This window comes from uncultured Brevundimonas sp., assembly GCF_937863155.1.
Taxonomy (GTDB): Bacteria; Pseudomonadota; Alphaproteobacteria; order Caulobacterales; family Caulobacteraceae; genus Brevundimonas.
The window spans coordinates 45896-64221 of record NZ_CALMFB010000077.1 but is presented as its reverse complement, the minus strand read 5'-3'; the positions used below and the strand labels follow the sequence as shown (position 1 = coordinate 64221).

The 18326-nt window shown below is 71.6% G+C and carries 15 protein-coding genes and 1 riboswitch; of the genes, 6 read left to right on the top strand and 9 right to left on the bottom strand.

Annotated elements, in window-relative coordinates:
- Positions 1-10: 10 nt before the first annotated feature.
- A complete protein-coding gene (locus tag Q0581_RS14645) occupies positions 11-445 on the bottom strand; it encodes a VOC family protein (protein ID WP_298701195.1) in 435 nt (144 codons plus the stop codon).
- Positions 446-533: 88 nt separating this feature from the next.
- Here Q0581_RS14645 and Q0581_RS14640 point away from each other — a divergent pair, with 88 nt between their 5' ends.
- The 3 genes from Q0581_RS14640 to hisC are packed head-to-tail and all read left to right on the top strand — an operon-like array spanning position 534 to position 3363.
- A complete protein-coding gene (locus tag Q0581_RS14640; protein WP_298701194.1) occupies positions 534-1571 on the top strand; it encodes a DUF2125 domain-containing protein in 1038 nt (345 codons plus the stop codon).
- Positions 1571-2251 (top strand): hypothetical protein, encoded by a 681-nt coding sequence (locus Q0581_RS14635; RefSeq protein ID WP_298701193.1) that lies wholly within the window; start codon positions 1571-1573, stop codon positions 2249-2251. Before Q0581_RS14640 ends, Q0581_RS14635 begins: the two co-directional genes overlap by 1 nt.
- An 11-nt stretch (positions 2252-2262) precedes the next feature.
- On the top strand, positions 2263-3363 hold the full coding sequence (hisC, locus tag Q0581_RS14630) for a histidinol-phosphate transaminase (protein WP_298701192.1): 1101 nt from the start codon (positions 2263-2265) through the stop codon (positions 3361-3363).
- A gap of 9 nt (positions 3364-3372) precedes the next feature.
- Here hisC and Q0581_RS14625 read toward each other — a convergent pair whose 3' ends face one another.
- The 3 genes from Q0581_RS14625 to Q0581_RS14615 all read right to left on the bottom strand — a co-directional run bounded on the left by Q0581_RS14625 (position 3373) and on the right by Q0581_RS14615 (position 4981).
- A complete protein-coding gene (locus Q0581_RS14625; RefSeq protein WP_298701191.1) occupies positions 3373-3786 on the bottom strand; it encodes a hypothetical protein in 414 nt (137 codons plus the stop codon).
- Between the two features lie 54 nt (positions 3787-3840).
- Positions 3841-4608, bottom strand: a complete 768-nt coding sequence (locus tag Q0581_RS14620) for a hypothetical protein (protein ID WP_298701190.1) — start codon at positions 4606-4608, stop codon at positions 3841-3843.
- Between the two features lie 127 nt (positions 4609-4735).
- Positions 4736-4981 carry a DUF1674 domain-containing protein gene (locus Q0581_RS14615; protein ID WP_298701189.1) on the bottom strand — a complete coding sequence of 82 codons (246 nt, stop codon included), beginning with the start codon at positions 4979-4981 and terminating at the stop codon, positions 4736-4738.
- Between the two features lie 82 nt (positions 4982-5063).
- On the opposite strand from Q0581_RS14615, the gene htpX reads away from it, so the two are divergent.
- Positions 5064-6029 (top strand): zinc metalloprotease HtpX, encoded by a 966-nt coding sequence (gene htpX, locus Q0581_RS14610; RefSeq protein WP_298701188.1) that lies wholly within the window; start codon positions 5064-5066, stop codon positions 6027-6029.
- A gap of 84 nt (positions 6030-6113) precedes the next feature.
- Positions 6114-6857: a prolyl oligopeptidase family serine peptidase gene (locus Q0581_RS14605; protein ID WP_298701187.1), complete on the top strand. Its 744-nt coding sequence runs from the start codon at positions 6114-6116 to the stop codon at positions 6855-6857.
- 7 nt (positions 6858-6864) lie between these two features.
- Here the strand turns inward: Q0581_RS14605 and trpS are convergent, their stop codons facing one another.
- The 4 genes from trpS to mutS form a co-directional block, all read right to left on the bottom strand.
- Complete coding sequence (gene trpS, locus Q0581_RS14600; protein WP_298701186.1) at positions 6865-7896, bottom strand: tryptophan--tRNA ligase; 1032 nt, start codon at positions 7894-7896, stop codon at positions 6865-6867.
- A 110-nt stretch (positions 7897-8006) separates the two neighbouring features.
- Complete coding sequence (gene murJ / locus Q0581_RS14595) at positions 8007-9623, bottom strand: murein biosynthesis integral membrane protein MurJ (RefSeq protein WP_298701185.1); 1617 nt, start codon at positions 9621-9623, stop codon at positions 8007-8009.
- 134 nt (positions 9624-9757) lie between these two features.
- Complete coding sequence (gene glnD, locus Q0581_RS14590; RefSeq protein WP_298701184.1) at positions 9758-12457, bottom strand: [protein-PII] uridylyltransferase; 2700 nt, start codon at positions 12455-12457, stop codon at positions 9758-9760.
- Complete coding sequence (gene mutS, locus Q0581_RS14585; protein ID WP_298701183.1) at positions 12454-15135, bottom strand: DNA mismatch repair protein MutS; 2682 nt, start codon at positions 15133-15135, stop codon at positions 12454-12456. The genes glnD and mutS overlap by 4 nt, the downstream gene beginning before the upstream one ends.
- A 101-nt stretch (positions 15136-15236) precedes the next feature.
- Positions 15237-15392: riboswitch (cobalamin riboswitch) on the top strand.
- Positions 15393-15560: 168 nt separating this feature from the next.
- On the opposite strand from mutS, the gene Q0581_RS14580 reads away from it, so the two are divergent.
- A complete protein-coding gene (locus tag Q0581_RS14580; protein WP_298701182.1) occupies positions 15561-17384 on the top strand; it encodes a TonB-dependent receptor in 1824 nt (607 codons plus the stop codon).
- Here Q0581_RS14580 and Q0581_RS14575 read toward each other — a convergent pair.
- Positions 17368-18264, bottom strand: coding sequence for an aldo/keto reductase (locus Q0581_RS14575; RefSeq protein WP_298701181.1), 897 nt, complete (start codon positions 18262-18264; stop codon positions 17368-17370). The two genes, Q0581_RS14580 and Q0581_RS14575, sit on opposite strands and share 17 nt — an antisense overlap.
- Positions 18265-18326 lie beyond the last annotated feature (62 nt).

The following is an 18326-nucleotide window of genomic DNA, read 5'->3' as shown; positions in this document are numbered from 1 at the left end:
GGCGGCCGCTCTAGCCTTCGAAGGTCACCACCACGCTGTCGGCCGAGCGATCCGCGGGGCCGTGATAGACGGCCTCGATATTGTTGCCGTCCGGGTCGATCAGGAAGGCCGCGTAATAGCCGGGGTGATAGGGCCGCATGCCCGGCGTGCCATTGTCGGTTCCGCCCGCCGCCAGACCGGCCGTATGGAACGCGTCGACCATGGCCTCGTCCCTGGCCTGGAACGCCAGATGATGCCGCCCGGTCAGCCGCCCGGCCGCCGCCTCGCTGTCGGCGGTGGAGACGAACAGTTCGTCGACCCAGAAATAGGTCTCGCCCTCGCCGCCCATCGGCACGTCCAGCGCGGCGAAGATCGCCTGATAGAAGCGGCGGCTGGCCGCCAGGTCCGCGACGACCAACTGCAGATGGTCGATCAGACGGCCACGGTGAAGCTGCTGGGTTTCCATGGACGGCTCCGGCAAGGGTCTGGCACTGGAACGGCGGCGGCGGCGAAAGGTTCTTCGGCACGCCCCCTCAGCTTGCTACAGGACAGTCATGACAGACGCCCCCGCCCCCCGCCACAGCCGACGCGGCCTGTTCACGCCCCTGATCCTGGCGCTTCTGGTGCTGGCGGCCTGGACCGGCTGGTGGTTCTGGCTGTCGTCGCAGATCGAGGGACGGCTTCAGGCCCAGGCCCAGGCCCTGCGGGGTCAGGGGTGGCAGGTGGACTATGTCTCGGGCGGCCTGACCGGCTGGCCCTTCCGCACACGGCTGGCGCTGGATCATGTGAAGATCGCCGCCCCGTCCGGCCATGCCCTGGCCGCGCCGGAGCTGGTGGCCGAGGCCAACGCCTACAACCCCGACAAATGGGTGATCCTGGCCACCGACGGCCTGGTGCTGACGCGGGCGGACAAGGGCCAGGTGGCGGTGCGCGGCGAGGCCTTGCGCATGAGCTTGCATGGCCTGACCCAGCGCTGGCCCAATGTGGCGGTGGACCTGACGCGGCCCGAATTCACGCCCCATCCGGGGTCCGAGGCCTTCCCCCTGCGCCGGGCGGGCAAGGTGGAGTTCTACATGCGGCCGCACCGCACCACCGACGGCGCCGCGCACGACAGCATCGACATGCTGTTCCGCCTCGCCGACGCCGAGGGGCGCGACAGCGGGCCGGTCGAAGGCCTGGCCCAGGGCGGGCGGCTGACCCTGCAATTGGAAGGCGTGGTCGAACAGGCCGGAAACCTGCGCGGCATGGACGAAGCCGGGGTCTTCGCCGCCTGGACCCGCGCGGGCGGGCGGTTCACCCAGGTGCGGGGCCGCGCCGTGGCGGGCGACAGCCGCGCCACCCTGTCCAGCGAGGCTTTGTCGGCGCGCGCCGACGGGCGGCTGGAAGGCCAGGTGTCGCTGAAGGCCGAGCGGCCGGGCGCGGCCATCGCCGGCCTGGCCGGAACCGGTCAGGGCGCGGTCAACCGGGTCGGGGCGGCGGGCGCGGCGGCGGCCACGGCGGCGGCGGGCGACGTGGATCTGACGGTCGTCTTCCGCGACGGTCGCACCTATCTGGGCGCGTTCGCCCTGGCCCCGGCGCCCAAGCTGTTCTGATGCTGATCGCGCCCGAAGACGATCCCCGGCGTGCGGCGCTGGACGCCGCGCTCAAGGACGCCTTGGCCGCGCGGCTGGCCCTGGGCGAGGCGGGGCGGCCCGATGCGGGCGCCCTGGCCCTGCGGGCGCTGCTGGCGGGGGCGACCCCCGCCGAGGGCGCGGTGCTGAAGGCGGCCTGGGGCCGGATGGCCATTCTGGATCGGCCCCTGGTCGTCTGGGGCGCGGCGTCGCAGGTGTTGAGTGCGGACCGGTTCGGGCTGAACGTCCGTCTGGCGGCCGAGCCGGACCAGGCGCTGGACGCGGCGGTCGGGGGCGCGACCGCCGTGCTGGATCTGGCGCCCGGCCGTCCCTGGTGGGGGCGTCTGCTGGCCCGGCCCGAGCTGAAGGTCACGGCGGCCCTGCCCGACGATGCGGCGGCCCGGCCGCGCGCCCTGGTCGTGACCCGCGCCCAGCCCGGCCCCACGGGTGATGACCGCACCTTCTGGATCACCGACGGCGCCCGATCGGACGCCGAAATCGCGGCCGCCCTGGCCCAGGCCGGACTGGCGGCCCAGCCGCTGACGGCGGGCGGCGGCTTGAAGCTGTTCCTGCTGGCGGGTTATGTGCAGGCCGAGGACGGGCGGCTGGACGGCGCGCCCGGCGATCTGACCGGCGTCATCGGCGCCGCCCCCGTATTCTGAAGGCTCACTGCATGACCACCGCTGCGCAAGGTCCCGCCCCCAAGCCCGGCATCCTGGACATCGCCCCCTATGTCGGCGGCAAGTCGCGCATCGAGGGCGTGGCCGAGCCGATGAAGCTGTCGTCCAACGAGAACGCCCTGGGCGCCGGCGAAAAGGCGCGCGAGGCCTTCCAGGCGGCGATGGGGAACATTCACATGTACCCGGACGGCCGGGCCACCAAGCTGCGTCAGGCGGTGGCCGACCTGCATGAGGTGGAGCCTGAGCGGCTGATCTTCGGCAATGGGTCGGACGAGGTCTTCGCCCTGCTGAACCAGACCTATCTGCGCCCCGGCGACAACATCGTCACCGGCCAGTACGGCTTCCTGGCCTATCGCATCAGCGCCAAGGCCAATGAGGGCATCGTCAAACTGGCGCCCGAGCCGGGCTTCAAGGCCGAGGTCGAGGCCCTGCTGGCCGAGGTCGATGACCGCACCCGCATCGTCTATGTCTCCAATCCGTCCAACCCGACCGGCAGCTGGAACTCGGGCGAGGAGATCCGCCGCCTGCACGCCGCCCTGTCGCCCGACATCCTGCTGGTGATCGACGAGGCCTATGCCGAATATGTCAGCGAGCCGGACTGGGAGACCGCCATCCCCCTGGCGCGCGAGGCGTCGAATGTCGTGGTGACCCGCACCTTCTCCAAGATCCACGGTCTGGGCGGTCTGCGCATCGGCTATGGCTATGCGCCCCTGTCGGTGGCCGAGGCGGTGGACCGCATCCGCCTGCCGTTCAACGTGTCGGTGCCGGGGCTGGAGGCGGCGACCGCGGCCCTGGGCGACACGGCGCACCAGACGGCGTCCCGCGATCTGGTCCAGGCCTGGCGGCCGCGCCTGACCCAGGCCCTGCGCGGCTTCGGCTATGAGGTCCTGCCCTCGGCGGGGAATTTCGTTCTGGTGCGCTTCGGCGGGGCCGAGCGGTGCACCGCCGCCAACGACTATCTGAACGCCAAGGGCATCATCGTGCGCCCGGTCGGCGGTTATGGCCTGCCCGACGCCCTGCGCATCACCATCGGCACCGAAGACCAGAACCGCGCCGTCATCGACGCGCTCAGCGAGTTCGCCGCCCAGGCCTAGATCATTGGCCTAGCGGTCGTAGGGATAGTCGTCCGGGCCGTCATCGCGCGGCCAGTCTGTCGCGCGTCGCCCGGTGCGGAAGCGCGGCGGCCGGTCGTCGCTATAGCCCCATTCGTCGCGATAGCCGACGCGCGGTCCATCCGCGCGCCATCCGCCGCGCCCGAAATGACGGCCGTCATGCCGGTGGCCGCGATAGGCGGGGACCGGCCCGTCCCCATAGGTGTAGCCGTCGCCCGCCGCGCCCAGACGCGCATGGGCGTTATGCCGGGCCTCGGACAGGGGCGAGGGGCGGGCGTAGGCGCCATACCAGGGCTGGCCCCAGGTCTGAGCCCCGATCTGGGCCTGCTGCGCGAGGGCGGGCGCGGCCGGCAGGGCCAGGATCGGAGCCATAATCAGGGCGGCGCAGAACAGGGCGGGCTTCATGGCGATCTCCCTTTGGAACCGCCACTGTAACACCCGCGGGCGATCTTTGTTCGATCAGCCCCGCTCGCCCGGCTCCTGGCGATAGTTGTGGCGCGGCGGGGCGGTCATCGGTGGGGCGTCCGGCGGCGGCAGGTCGCCGTAATAGGCCTGGCCCGGCGACGGCGCCTGATAAGGCGGCGGCCCATCATCACGGCAATCGCAGTCGGCGCGCCCGTCGTCATAGCCCCGGTCATAGGCGCGGCTCTCGCGGCCGATGATTTCGTATTCCCAGGCGGCCTCGACCTGTTCGCGGTATTCGGCGCTGGTCTCCCAGCGTTCGTAATGACCCTGTTCGTTTCGGTCGCGCCGGTCCTCGCGCCAGCGACCCTCGTGGCCATAGCGGTCGATGCGGCGGGTGGAGCCGCCCGCCCGGATGTCGCGGCCAAATCCCGTCACCACATAGCCGAAGGGCGCGCTGGGCCCGGCGGGGCGCAGGTCGCGATCATCGATGTGGACGGGACCGCTTCCATAGCCGCCGCCAGGGCCGACCCAGCCGTAGTCGCCGCCATAGCCGCCGCCGCTGATGAAGGTTCCGCCGCCGACCACCGTGCGGCTCATGCCGGACGAATAGGCCCGCGCATTGATCCACGACCGTGCCGAGGCGGCGGCCGACGCCGAAGCGTTCACATTGACATTGACGTTGGTGTTCACTGGCGGGCGGCAGGCGGCGCCGCAATGGCCGGGCGGCGGCGAGGGCGGGCGATGGCCGCCGCGACGTTCGCCCGCCAGCGCCGGGCTGGACAGGATCAGGGCGACAAGGGCGGCCGAACTGAGAACGCGCATGGAACAAGACTTTCGCTGGTCGGCGTCAGTCTAGGCGCGGGCGAAGGCGGGGTCGGGCCTTCGCACCCCGCGCGCGACGATCAGGGTTAAGGTTCGCGCCTCAGGATTCCAGCGTGTGGGGCAGCGGTCAGAAATCGACCGCCAGCCCCTTCTTCTCCCAGTCGCCGTAACGGGTCGGCTCCGGCCCGCGCGGCCCGCCATCCTCGGGCGGAAGGGTTTGCGGCGCTGCGGCCTGGCGTCGCGCCTCGGCCTCGATCAGGGCGCGGCGGGCGACGTCCGACAGCGGCCGATGCGGCGTGGCGCCGGGCACATCGGCGTTCAGTCGAGGCGTTTCGGGCGTCTCGGCGTCAGGCGGGGTGGGCTGTTCGGTCACAGGGGGCGTCTCTTGAGGCCATGTCTCGACGCCCTCAGATAGGAGCCTCCTCCCCCCACGTCACCTGCTTTCGTATTCCCGCATGAACCATCTGAAGACCTTCATCCTGCTGGCGGTGCTGACGGCGCTGTTCATGGGCGTCGGCTATCTGGTGGGCGGGACCGGCGGCATGCTGATCGCCTTGGTCTTCGCCGGCGGCATGAATCTGTTCAGCTACTGGAACGCCGACAAGATCGTGCTGAAGATGTACCGCGCCCAGCCGGTGGACGCGGCGCATCCCAACGCCGTGGTCCGCGCCTATGTCGCCGATGTGAAACAGATGGCCGCCGACGCCGGCCTGCCCCAGCCGACCATCGCCATCATTCCCAACGACCAGCCCAACGCCTTCGCCACCGGCCGCAATCCGGCCAACGCCGCCGTCTGCGCCACCACCGGCCTTCTGGACATGCTGACCCGCGAGGAGATCAGGGGCGTGATGGCGCACGAACTGGCCCATGTGAAGAACCGCGACACCCTGACCATGACGGTCACCGCCACGGTCGCGGGGGCCATCGCCGCCCTGGCCAATTTCGCGATGTTCTTCGGCGGCGGCGACGACCGCGAGCGGCCCGGCGGCCTGATCGGGACGCTGGCGCTGATGATCCTGGCGCCCATGGCGGCGGGCCTGGTGCAGATGGCCATCAGCCGCAGCCGCGAATACGAGGCCGACCGAGTCGGCGCCGAGATCGCCGGCGACCCCCAGGCCCTGGCCGGCGCCCTGCAGAAGATCGAGGCCTACGCCAAGCGCATCCACAACCCCACGGCCGAGCGCAATCCGGCCTCGGGCCAGCTGTTCATCATCAACCCCCTGGCGGGCGGGCGGGCGGACAATCTGTTCTCGACCCATCCGAACACGGCCAACCGGGTGCGGGCGCTGATGGAGCTGGGGACGCGGATGGGCGTGCGGCCCCGCGCCTTCGCGCCGGTCAGCGCGGCCTCCCCGTCCGGCGTGAGTACGGGCGTGCCGGTCACACCGACAGAGCAAACGCGTCGAGGCCCTTGGGGTTGAAGCCCGGCGCGGTCAGTTACGCCATGAGCGAAATCTGAGATCAGATGCGGTGCATCTGAACCGATTTCTCTCTAGAAGCCGCGCATGGATACGCTTGCCGAACGCTGGGCCCGGCTGGAGCCGCACATGGTCATGGTCGGGCCGGACGACGACCGGCCGCGCCCGACCGTCATCCTGTTCCACGGTTGCGGCGGCCTTCGGGAGCATCTGCCCCGCTACGCCCAGGCGGCCAAGGCGGCCGGATGGCGGGCCTGTATCGTCGATTCCTATCCGCACCGGGGGCTGACGCCCTGGATGGCGCTGGGCCTGGTGTGCACCGGTCTGATGCTGCATGGGGCCGAGCGGGCGGGCGATGTGCTGGCGGCCATCGACGGCCTGTCGCGCCGGCCCGATGTGGACGCCTCGCGCCTGGCCCTGGCGGGGTGGAGCCACGGTGGCTGGTCGATCCTGGAGGCCATGAGCCTGGACCCCGCCCGCTTCGGCGCGGCGGCCCTGCGCGACGCCGCCGCCTGTGACCTGACGGGGGTCAAGGCGGTGTGGCTGGCCTATGCCTATGTCGGGTTCGCCAATCTGAACCGCATGCGGCCCTGGCGCCATTGCCCCAAGGTGGTGGCCGTGACCGCCAGCCGCGACCACCTGACCACGGTGCGCAACGCCGAAGAGGTCAACGCCATGATCCGCGGCTGCGGCGCCGAGGTCGACAGCTGGATCGTCGACGGCACCCACAGCTTCGACGAGCCGACCAGCATGGCGCCGATGCGGCACGACGAAGCCCTGACGGAACAGGCCCTGGTCCGGTTCGGCGACCTGCTGAACGCCGTCGCCTGAGGATCAATCAGCGCCAGAAGCCGACGATGCGCTTGGTCTCGGCCACGATGGGGTCGGCGATCTGGGCCGCGCGTTCGGCCCCGTCGCGCAGAACCCGGTCGATCTCGTCCGGGGCGGCCATCAGGCGGCGCATCTCGGCGGTGACCGGCGCCAGGCTCTCGACCGCCAGCTCGGCCAGCTTGGGCTTGAAGGCGCCGAAGCCCTGGCCCGCGAACTGGGCCAGCACCTGCTCGCGCGACAGGTCGGCCAGGGCCGCATAGATGGCCACCAGATTCTTGGCCTCGGGCCGGGCCTCCAGCCCTTCCAGCGTTTCCGGCAGGGGTTCGGGGTCGGTCTTGGCCTTCTTCACCTTGGCGGCGATCGCATCGGCGTCGTCCATCAGATTGATGCGCGACTGGTCCGACGGATCCGACTTGGACATCTTGGCCGCCCCGTCGCGCAGGCTCATGACGCGCGGCGCCGGCCCCTGGATCAGCGGCTCGGGCTGGGGGAAGAAGCCGGGCACACCGAAGTCGTTGTTGAACTTGGCGGCGATGTCGCGGGTCAGCTCCAGGTGCTGTTTCTGGTCCTCGCCGGTGGGCACCTCGGTGGCCTTGTAGACCAGGATGTCCGCCGCCTGCAGCACCGGATAGGTATAGAGACCGACCGACGACCGTTCCTTGTGCTTGCCCGACTTCTCCTTGAACTGGGTCATGCGGTCCAGCCAGCCCAGCCGCGCCACGCAGTTGAAGATCCAGGCCAGCTCGGCATGGGCGCGCACCGCCGACTGCGGGAAGATGACCGACCGTTTGGGGTCCAGGCCCGAGGCCAGATAGGCGGCGGCGATCTCGCGCGTCTGGGCGGTCAGGACGGCCGGATCCTGCCACACGGTGATGGCGTGCATGTCGGCCACGAAGACGAAGGTCGGGGCCGTGTCCTGAAGCGCGACGAAACGCTTCAGCGCGCCCAGATAGTTGCCCAGGTGCAGGGCGCCGGAGGCCTGGATGCCGGACAGGATGCGGCGGGGGCCGGTGTAGTCGGCCGGGGTCGGTTCGGTCATGGGAATCGGGTCTCGAAGAAGATTGTGTTCAAGCGGACAGGCGGGCGGCGTCGGTCGCGCCGCGCCATCGCCGGTCGGGATTGGGGATCGAGACGGTCATGGGCACCGACCTATCCGCTCAGGCCCGGCCCGTCCAGACCGGAGGAGGCCGCCGCGCCCGGTTCGCGCCGCAGGATGGATTTCAGCTCGGCCACGCTGGTGGCGCGCAGGGCCAGGACGGCCGCGCCATAGACCGCCGCTCCGGCCCCGCAGGCCAGGACCACCGCCACCTCCTTGGCCAGCAACAGCCGCGCCAGGGCCGGATAGGCGATGCCCGCCGCCAGCAGCAGGCCGCCCATGACGGCGCAGGCCGCCAGAATGCGCGCCATCCGCGACAGGAAAGGCCCGCTGGGCCGCCATACCCCCTCGCGCATCAAGGTTCCGGCCAGAAGCGCCACATTCAGCCAGGCCGACAGGCTGGTGGCCACCGCCAGGCCCACCACCCCGTCCCGGCCCATCCGGCCCAGGATGACGAACAGGGCGCTGCCCACCACCACCGTCACCACGACCGAGGCGATGGCGTAGATCATCGGCCGGCGCGTGTCCTGGCGCGCGAAGAAGGGCGGGGTCAGCACCTTGGCCAGGACGAAGGCCGGCACGCCCCAGGCGAACTGGCGCAGCACATCGGCCGTGCGCGCCGCATCGGCCGAGGTGAAGGCCCCGCGCGTCACCGTGGCGTCGATGATGAAGAAGGGAATGACGAACAGGGCCACCGCCGCCGGCAGGGTGAAGGCCATGGCCAGGGCGATGCCGTCGTCCAGAGTCTTGCGCCCGCCCGCCTCGTCACCCGCCACGAAGGCGCGGGTCAGGCGCGGCACCAGGGCCAGGCCGATCGCCACCCCCACCAGGCCCAGCGGCAGCTGATACAGGCGGTCGGCGTTGTAGATCACCGAACGGGCGCCCTCGTCCGATCCGGTCAGCACCTGGCTGACGACCGAGTTGATCTGCATGGCCCCGCCGGCCAGGGCGCCCGGCACCGCCAGGGCCAGGGTCCGCCGCACCGAGGGCGTCAGGCGCGGCAGGCCGATCTTCAGCCGCACTCCCAGCCGCCGCACGCCGCGCCACAGCAGGGCCGCCTGAAGCACGCCCGACACCGTCACCGCCGCGCTGGTGACCAGCAGCAGGGTCTCGATCGACAGACCGGGCATGACCACCGGCGCGGTCAGGGCCGCCAGGGTGCACAGGTTCAGCAACACCGGCACCCCCGCCGACAGGGCGAACCGCCCGCCGGTGTTCAGCACCCCCGACAGCAGGGCGGCGATGGTCATGCACACCAGATAGGGCATGGCCAGCTGGGTCGCCGTGACCGCCAGGGCCAGAACCGACGGCTGGTCGCGATAGGCCGACAGCAGCCAGGGCATGATCCAGGGCGTCAGCAGCTGAAACACGATGCAGAAGCCCGCCACCACCGCCAGCATGAAGGACAGGGCCTCGGACGCCGTGACCGCCGCCGCCTCTTCGCCTTCGCGCTCCCGCACCCCGCCATAGACGGGCACGAAGGCCTGGGCGAAGGCGCCCTCGGCGAACAGGCGCCGGAACAGGTTGGGCAGCATCAGGGCGGTGGTGAAGGCGTCCATCATCGGCCCCTGGCCGAAGCGCGCGGCCAGAACCATGTCGCGCGCAAACCCCAAGAGGCGGCTGCCCAGGGTCAGGCCCGACTGGACCAGGGTGTTTCGCGCAAGGCTCATTCGGGGACGCCGCAGAGGAAGGACATTCAGCCCTAGACCATTTTCGGTTCAGTCGGAATCGACTGAACCCAGAACAATGGTCCAGAATTCGCTGGAGCGAAGATCTGGGTTCAGTTGGACGTGTCCAACTGAACCTATTTCGCTCTAGCGCGCTTCCGGTCGGGACGATACGGGGGCCGGCCGGACGCCGACAGGTCGGACACGTCGCGCGCGCTGGCGCGGGCCGAGGTCACCGGGGGGGCGGGGGCCTTGCGATCCAGAACGGCGATCAGGGCGTCATGCGCGGCGGCCAGACGCTCAGGCGCGGGCGGGCCGCCGTCCATGGCCGTGACATAGAAGCTGTCGACCGCGCGGGCGCCGAAGCCGGCGACATGGGCCGAACGGATCGACAGGCCCGCGCCGGTCAGGGCCGCCGCCAGTTCCGCCAGCAGCCCCGGCCGATCCGGCCCGGCCGCCTCGATCACCGCCGCCCCTTCGCCGCCTTCGGGCAAGACCATCACCACCGGCGCCACGTCAAAGGCCGCCCGGCGCGCGCTGACGGGCGCAGGCGCAGGCAGGGCGGGCGCGTCGCCGCCGCGCGCCACGGCCTGAAGCGCCTGGACCAGCCCCTCCAGCCGCCGGGGTTCGGCCTGGCCATAGGGCAGGCCCGCCCCGTCCTGAAGATCGAACACATCCAGCGCCAACCCCTGGCCCGAAGTGGCCACCCGCGCCCCGACGACATCGGCCCCGGCGGCGGCCAGAACGGCGGCGAAGGCGGCGAAGAGGCCCGGCCGATCCGGCGCCGCCACCGCCAGGCGCGTCGCGGCCTGGTCGTCCGAAACCGCCATCGCCTGCACCGCCGCGCCGTCGCGCAGGGCGGTGGCGACCAGGGCGGCGTGTTCCGCCTCCGGCTGCGTCTCAAGCCCCTTCAGGTCTTCGCCCCGGAACAGGGCCTGGGTGCGGTCGTACAGGTCGCGCATCAGCCGGCCCTTCCAGCTGTTCCAGACCCCCGGCCCCACGGCGCGAATGTCGGCCACCGTCAGCACCAGCAGCATCCGCAGCCGCTCGGGGTCGCCCACGATGTCGGCGAAGGCCCGCACCGTGGCCGGATCGGACACGTCGCGCTTCTGGGCGTAGTCGGACAGCACCAGGTGATGCCGCACCAGCCAGCAGACCAGTTCGATACGTCGCGCCGGAATCCCCAGCCGCTCGCAGGCCCGGCGCGCGGCCACGGCCCCGTCCTCCAGCTGGCCCCGATCCCCGCCCTTGCCGACGTCGTGCAGCAGCATGGCCAGCATCAGGGATTCGAAATCGTCGATCCGATGCACGATGTCGCTGGCCAGCGGATGGTCGGCCGTCAGCTTGCCGCGCCAGATGTCGTTGATCAGGCCGATGGCCTGCAGCGTGTGCTCGTCGACCGTATAGGCGTGGTACATGTTGAACTGGGTCTGGCCCACGATCCGGCCCCATTCGGGCAGGAACCGGCCCAGAAGCCCCGTCTCGTTCATGATCGACAGCACCCGATAGGGTCTCTGCCCCTGGGCCAGGACGTCCAGAAAGGCGCGGCTGGCGACCGGGTCACGGCGCAGGCGCGGCGTCACCAGCGGCAGCGACCGCCGCACGCCGGCGAAGGCGTCGGGATGCAAATCCAGGTCGCGATCGTCGGCGGCGACGAACAGGGTCAGCAGCCGCGTCGGGTCCTGGTCGAACACCTCAGGCCCGGTCACCGACAGCCGCCCCTGGTCGATCAGGAAGCCCGGCGTCTGAAGCCGCTTGCGGCGTCCGGGCAAGAGGCGCGACAGGGTCAGGGCCTTCTTCTGCTGGCGCGCCTCCAGCTGGGCCGAGACCGCGCGGGTCAGGGCGCCGACGTCGCGCGCATGCTGGAAATAGCGGCGCATGAACCGCTCCACCGCCGGCTCGTCGCCGCGTCCGCGCCAGCCCATGCGCCGGGCGATCTCGGGCTGGCGGTCGAAGGTCAGCCGCTCCTCGGCCCGACCCGCGACCAGATGCAGATGGATGCGCACCCGCCACAAAAAATCGAACGCCTGTTCGAACGCCCGCACGTCGCGCGGGGTCAGCAGATCGTCCAGGGCCGCGCGCCCCAGCGGGCTGTCCGGCGCCAGGGCGCGGGCGATCCAGAACAGGGTGTTCAGGTCGCGCAATCCCCCCTTGCCGTCCTTGACGTTCGGCTCGACCGAATAGCGGAAGGCCCCCGCCTTGCGATGGCGCACCTCGCGTTCGTCCAGCTTGGCGGCGATGAAGGGCCGGGCGTCGCCGCCGCCGACCTCCTTGCGGAACCGGGTCAGAAGCGCGTCGGACAGGGCCGCGTCGCCCGCCAGGAACCGCGCCTCCAGCAGGGCCGTTCGCGCCGTCATGTCGCGCCGCGCCAGACCCAGGGCCTCGTCCTGCGAGCGGCTGGCCGAGCCGATCTTCAGCCCCAGATCCCACAGCACATAGTGGACGAATTCGGTCACCTGTTCGATGCGCGGCGTCGGTTTCCAGGGTCGCAGGAACAGCAGGTCCAGGTCCGAATGCGGCGCCAGCACACCGCGCCCATAACCCCCGACCGCCAGCAGGGCCAGCCGCTCCGCCTCGGTCGGATTGGGCGCCGGAAACAGCGTCTCGGTCGTCACCCGCCAAAGAGCCGCCAGCGCCGTGTCGGCGGCGGCGGCGTAAAGGCGCGCGGTCTCGACCCCGCCCAGGCCCGCCGTCAACCGTTGCGCGGCGGCGGCGCGCGCGGCGTCCCAATGGTCGCGCAGCATGGCGGCCACGGCAGCGCGGCTGTCACCCTGGCGCACGGCCCGGTCCAGGCGGGCGTCCAGAGAATCCTCCCCCGCCGGGCGGGGCGGGATCATGTCATCAGCCCCTTCAGGCGATACAGCGCTTCCAGCGCCTCGCGCGGGCTGAGATCATCGGGCTGGATGTCGGCCAGAGCGTCCTCCACCGCCGAGGACGGCGGCGGCGCGGCCGGTTCGGCAAGCGAGAACAGCGGCAGATCGTCCAGACGCGCGGGCGCGGCCTTTTCGCCCTCCAGCCGCTCCAGCACTTCGCGCGCCCGCGTCACCACGGCGCCGGGCACCCCTGCCAGTTTCGCCACCTGCACGCCATAGCTGCGATCCGCCGCCCCAGGCGCCGCCTCATGCAGGAAGACCAGATCGCCGTTCCACTCGCGCGCCTTCATCGACAGGTTGCAGACGTGGTCCAGCCGCGTCTCCAGCCGCGCCAGCTCGTGATAATGGGTGGCGAACAGGGTGCGCGCCCGGTTGGTCTGGTGCAGGGCCTCGGCCACCGACCAGGCGATGGCCAGGCCGTCATAGGTGGCGGTGCCGCGCCCGATCTCGTCCAGCACGACAAAGCTGCGGTCCGTCGCCTGGGTCAGGATGGCGGCGGTCTCGACCATCTCCATCATGAAGGTGGAGCGGCCGCGCGCCAGATCGTCGCCCGCGCCCACGCGGCTGAACAGCCGGTCGACCACCCCCAGCCGCATCGACCGGGCCGGCACGAAACAGCCCGCCTGGGCCAGCACGACCAGAAGGGCGTTCTGCCTCAGGAAGGTCGACTTGCCCGCCATGTTCGGCCCGGTGACGATGGCCAGGCGCGCGCCCTCGCCCCCCGCCCCGTCCAGCCGGGCGTCATTGGGCGTATAGGGATCGCCCGCCGCCTTGACCGCCGCCTCGACCACCGGGTGACGCCCGGCCTCGACACAGAAGCACAGCGAGGCGTCCACCACCGGCCGCACGGCCCCGGCCTCTTGCGCCCACTCGGCCAAGGCGGTGTCGACGTCCAGCATCGCCAGGGCCTCGGCCACGGCCTGAAGGGGGCCCGCCTGATCCTGCACGGCCCGGCGCCAGGTCTCGAACGTCTCCTGCTCCATCGCCAGGGCGCGGTGGCCCGCCTGGCTGATTTTCGCGTCCAGTTCGGACAGTTCGACGGTGGTGAACCGCACCTGATTGGCCAGGGTCTGGCGATGGATGAAGGGGCTGTCCGGGCCCGTCCGAATCAGCGGTTCCGCCGCCTTGGCCGTGGTCTCCAGGAAATAGCCCAGCACGGCGTTGTGCCGCACCTTGAAGGCCACCCCGACCTCGCGGCAGGCGCGGGCCTCCAGATCGGCGACCACCCGGCGGCTGTCGTCGCGCAGGCGGCGCGTCTCGTCCAGTTCGGGCCGGTGGTTGGGCGCGACAAAGCCGCCGTCGCGCGCCAGGTGCGGCGGTTCATCCACCAGGCCGGCGATCAGGGATTCCAGCAGATGCTGGGCCTCGACCGGGGGCGTCAGTCGGGCCAGGGCCTCCTTGATGCGTTCCGGCGGTCCGTCCAGCGGATCGCCCGCCCCGGCGAACAGGCCCGAGATCGTCTGGGCGGTCAGCAGCCCCGCGCGGATGGCCGCCAGGTCGCGCGGCCCGCCCCGGCCCAGCGCCAGGCGCGACACCGCCCGCGCCACATCGGCCGAGGCGCGCAGGGCCTCGCGCAGATCGCGCCTCAGGTCGCGGCGGGCCAGCATCCACTCCACCCCGTCCAGGGCGCGGTTGATGGCGGCCGGGTCGGTCAGGGGCCGGGCGATGCGTTCGGCCAGGGCCCGCGCGCCGCCCGAGGTGACCGTGCGGTCGATGCAGGCCAGCAGAGACCCCTCGCGTTCGCCCCTCTGGGTGCGGTCGATCTCCAGGCTCTGGCGCGTGGCCGGATCGATGGCCAGCCAGCCCGCCTCGCCCGCCCGACGCGGGGGCGCCAGAGCCGGAACGCGGCCCGCCTGGGTCGTCTCCAGATAGGCGGCGATCAGGCCCAGGGCCGAAACCTCGGCCTCCTCGAAGGCGCCGAAGCCGTCCAGAGCCGCGACGCCATACAGCCGCTGCACCCGGTCGCGGGCGGCGCTTGGTTCGGCCAGGGCGCCGGGCATGGCCTGGGCCACGCCGCCCGAGGCGTCCAGCGCCGCGCGGGCCGTATCGTCGGCGAACAGCCGGTCGGGAACCAGAACCTCGGACGGGCGGAAGGCCGCCAGGGTCGCGGCCAGGTCTTCGGGCGCGCAGGCCACGCTGTCGACCGCCCCGGACGACAGCTCCACCACCGCCACCGCCGCCCGGCCCCGGCGCAGGGCGACCGCCGCCAGCCGGTTGGCCCCGCGGGCATCCAGCAGGGTGTCTTCGGTCAGGGTGCCGGGCGTGATGACCCGCACGATGTCGCGCCGGACCACGGCCTTTGAGCCGCGCTTCTTGGCCTCGGCCGGGTCTTCCATCTGTTCGCAGACGGCGACGCGGAAGCCCTGGCGGATCAACCGGGCGATATAGCCTTCGGCCGCATGGACCGGCACCCCGGCCATGGGAATGTCGTCGCCGCCGTGCTTGCCCCGCTTGGTCAGGGTGATGCCCAGGGCCGCCGCCGCCTGTTCCGCGTCGCTGAAGAACAGTTCGTAGAAATCGCCCATGCGGAAGAAGACCAGCGCCTGGGGCTGGGCCGCCTTGGCCGCCAGATACTGCGCCATGACCGGCGTGGTCTGGGCGTCGGCGACGGGAACCGGCGGATGGGTGATCGGGGCGTTCATGGCGTGATCGCAGGGTGACGGATCGGACCGTCCGGCTCAAGCGCCGTCTGATCGGTCTTGCACAGCTTGGTCGCCCCTGCGACAAGCCCGCCCAGGCGGTTAAGGGAACGCGGTCAGACACCGCGGCTGTGCCCGCAACTGTAGGCGGCGACGCCGTCGTTCGATCCGGGGCTTATGGCCCCGGCGTCACTGGAGACCCCATCGGGGCGACCGGGAAGGCGGGAACGGCGGCGGTTGACCCGCAAGCCAGGAGACCTGGCCGCCGACGTCGCTCGTCCGCTGTCCGGGACCAGACAGGTGGCGCGGTACTCTCCGTTGAGGCGACCCGATCCGGCGTCGTCCGGCCCCGCCTCGGGGACCGGCGGATCGGTCGCATCCTTCGGTCCGGGCGCGCGCCGTGCTCCGACCTCGACGGAGACTGACCCATGCGGTCCATCCTGCTTTCCACGGTCGCCTTTGCGGCCGCCTTCCCCCTTGCCGCCCATGCCCAAACCGCCCCCCAGACGCTGGAGGAGGTGATCGTCACCGCCACGCGGCTTCCGGCCATCGTCGCCGACACGCCCGGCGCGCGGGTGATCGATCAGACGGCCATCGCCCAGCGCGGCGCCGTCTTCGCCTCGGACATCCTGGCCGACGTGCCCGGCCTGTCGGTGACCCGCACCGGGGCCTTCGGCGGCGTGGCCCAGGTGCGGATGCGCGGCGCCACGCCGGGCAAGACCCTGGTCCTGGTCGACGGCGCCCCGGTCAACGACCCGGCCGAGATCAACGGCGCCTTCGACTTCGCCGGTTTCGAACTGGCCGGGATCGAGCGGATCGAGGTGCTCAGCGGCCCGCAATCCTCGCTGTGGGGATCGGACGCCATCGGCGGCGTGATCGCTTTCACCACTCGCGAACTGGACGGTCTGGAGGCCCAGCTGGAGGCGGGCAGCCTGGACACCCGGCGCGGCCGCCTGTCGGCGGGCGTGGCCAATGACGCCTATGCCTTCAGCGCCTATGTCTCGCGCTTCCAGACCGACGGCGTTTCGGCGGCCGACGAGGCGGACGGCAATCCCGAACCGGACGGCTTGCGCAGCACCACGGTCGGGGCGCGCGGCCGCGTGGCCCTGTCCGACGCGGTCAGCATCGACGGGTCGCTGCGCTGGACCGACAACCACGCCGACATCGACGGCTTCCCGGCCCCGGCCTACACCCTGGCCGACACCGCCGACACTCAGGACCGCGAACAGTGGTCCGGCTTCGCCCGGCTGAAGGCCGCCGCCTTTGGCCTGAATCACCAGTTCAGCGTCTCGGGATCCGAGATCGAACGCACCTCCTACAGCGGCGGCTTCGGCTCCACCTTCACCGGCGACCGCCAGGTCTATCGCTGGCAGGCGGACGGCGCGGCGGGCGATGCGACCTATGCCTTCGGGATCGAGCGCGACGAATCGCACGGCGACCTGTCGTCGGGCCTGTCGGCCGACCTGGCCATCACCTCGGCCTTCGGCGTGATCCAGTACGAGGCCGGGGCGCTGAACCTGACCGCGGGCCTGCGTCATGACGACACCGACGATTTCGGCGGCAAGACCACGGGGCGGATCTCGGCCGCCTATGATCTGTCGGGCGGCTTCATCCTGTCGGGCGCCTATGGGACGGGCTTCAAGGCGCCGACCGTCAGCCAGGCCCTGTGCGACTGGTGCTATGCGCCCCTGCCATGGCCCGATCTGACGCCGGAAACGGCCGACAGCATCGAGATCGCCCTGGGCTGGGCCTCGTCCGACGGCCGCATCGACGGGCGGGCGACCCTGTACCGGCTGAACATCGAGGATCAGATCTTCTATCGCAGCGGCCAGTACATCAACATCGACCGCACCCGCACCGACGGCTTCGAGCTGGAGGGCCGGGCGCGGCTGGGCGGCGGCTTCGACCTGACGGTCGCCTACGCCTGGACCGACGCCAAGGACCGGGGCACGGGCCTGCGCCTGCTGCGCGTGCCGGAACATGCGGCCTCGGCCACCCTGGGCTGGACCGGCGAACGGCTGTCGGGGGCCCTGACCGTGCGGGCCGAGGGCGACCAGGACGACACCGACAACGGCGTCACCGTGGCCAAGGACGGTTTCGTCACCGCCAATCTGAACGCGGCCTATGCGCTGAACGACCATGTGGTTCTGACCGCGCGGATCGAGAACCTGGCGGACGAGCACTATCAGCAGGTGTTCGGCTATGGCGAGCCGGGCCGCACGGCCTATGTGGGCGTCAGGCTGCGGTACTGATGCGGCGGCGGGCGTCGGCGGCGAAGGCCGCCGGCGCCTCCAGCCCCAGGGCGGCCCAGTCCAGGTCCGGCGCCGGCGCATGGGCGGCGGCCAGGATGGCGCGCAGTTCGGCCGCCGAGGCCACGCTGGCCACCACGGCGGCGACGCCCGGCAGGCCCAGGGTGAAGGCCAGGGCCGCCTGCATGGGGTCCATCCGCGCCTCGGCCAGGCGTCGGCGCGTGCGCGACAGGGCCTGGGCGTGACCGTTCAGAACCGGCGGCAGACCCTCGCTGTCGGCGAATAGGACGCCCCCGGCGAAGACGGACGACAGATGCACGGCGCAACCGGCCTCGGCCAGGTCGGCGATGACGCCGTCGCGCGCCGCCCGCTGGTCCAGCAGATTGCACGGCAGTTGCACCACATCGGGCGACAGGCGCCGCGCCAGGGCGACCGGATCATCGTCGATCTCGGCGCACAGGCCGATGCGGCGGAACAGGCCCCGATCCTTCAGCGCCTTCAGCCGGTCCCACAGGGCGCGGCCCTCCGACCCCGCCAGATCGCACGGATTGGACACCAGCAGCACATCGCCGCGCGGCAGGCCCAGCCGCTCCAGCGACCGGCGCGCCCGCGCCTCGACCCGGTCCACGCCTTCAAGGGCCGACACCGTGCGCACCGTGACCTGGAAGGGCGAGGGGAAGGGCCAGGCCTGGCCCAGCAGCCGTTCGCCGTCGCCGTCGGGGCGGGTGGCGATCAGCCCGACCCCGGCCTCGGCCGCGGTGGACAGCAGATGACGCATGGCGTCCTCGCGCGCCCCGGCCGGCGCCGGCAGCGCACGCTCGGGCTCGGTCACCACCGCCAGAGCCAGGCGGTCGACGGGAGAGGGCGAGGACGGGAAGCTCACCCTGCGACCCTGACCGACAATGTTTAAGGGACCGTCTGCGAGACCCTTACGAACCCTTACCG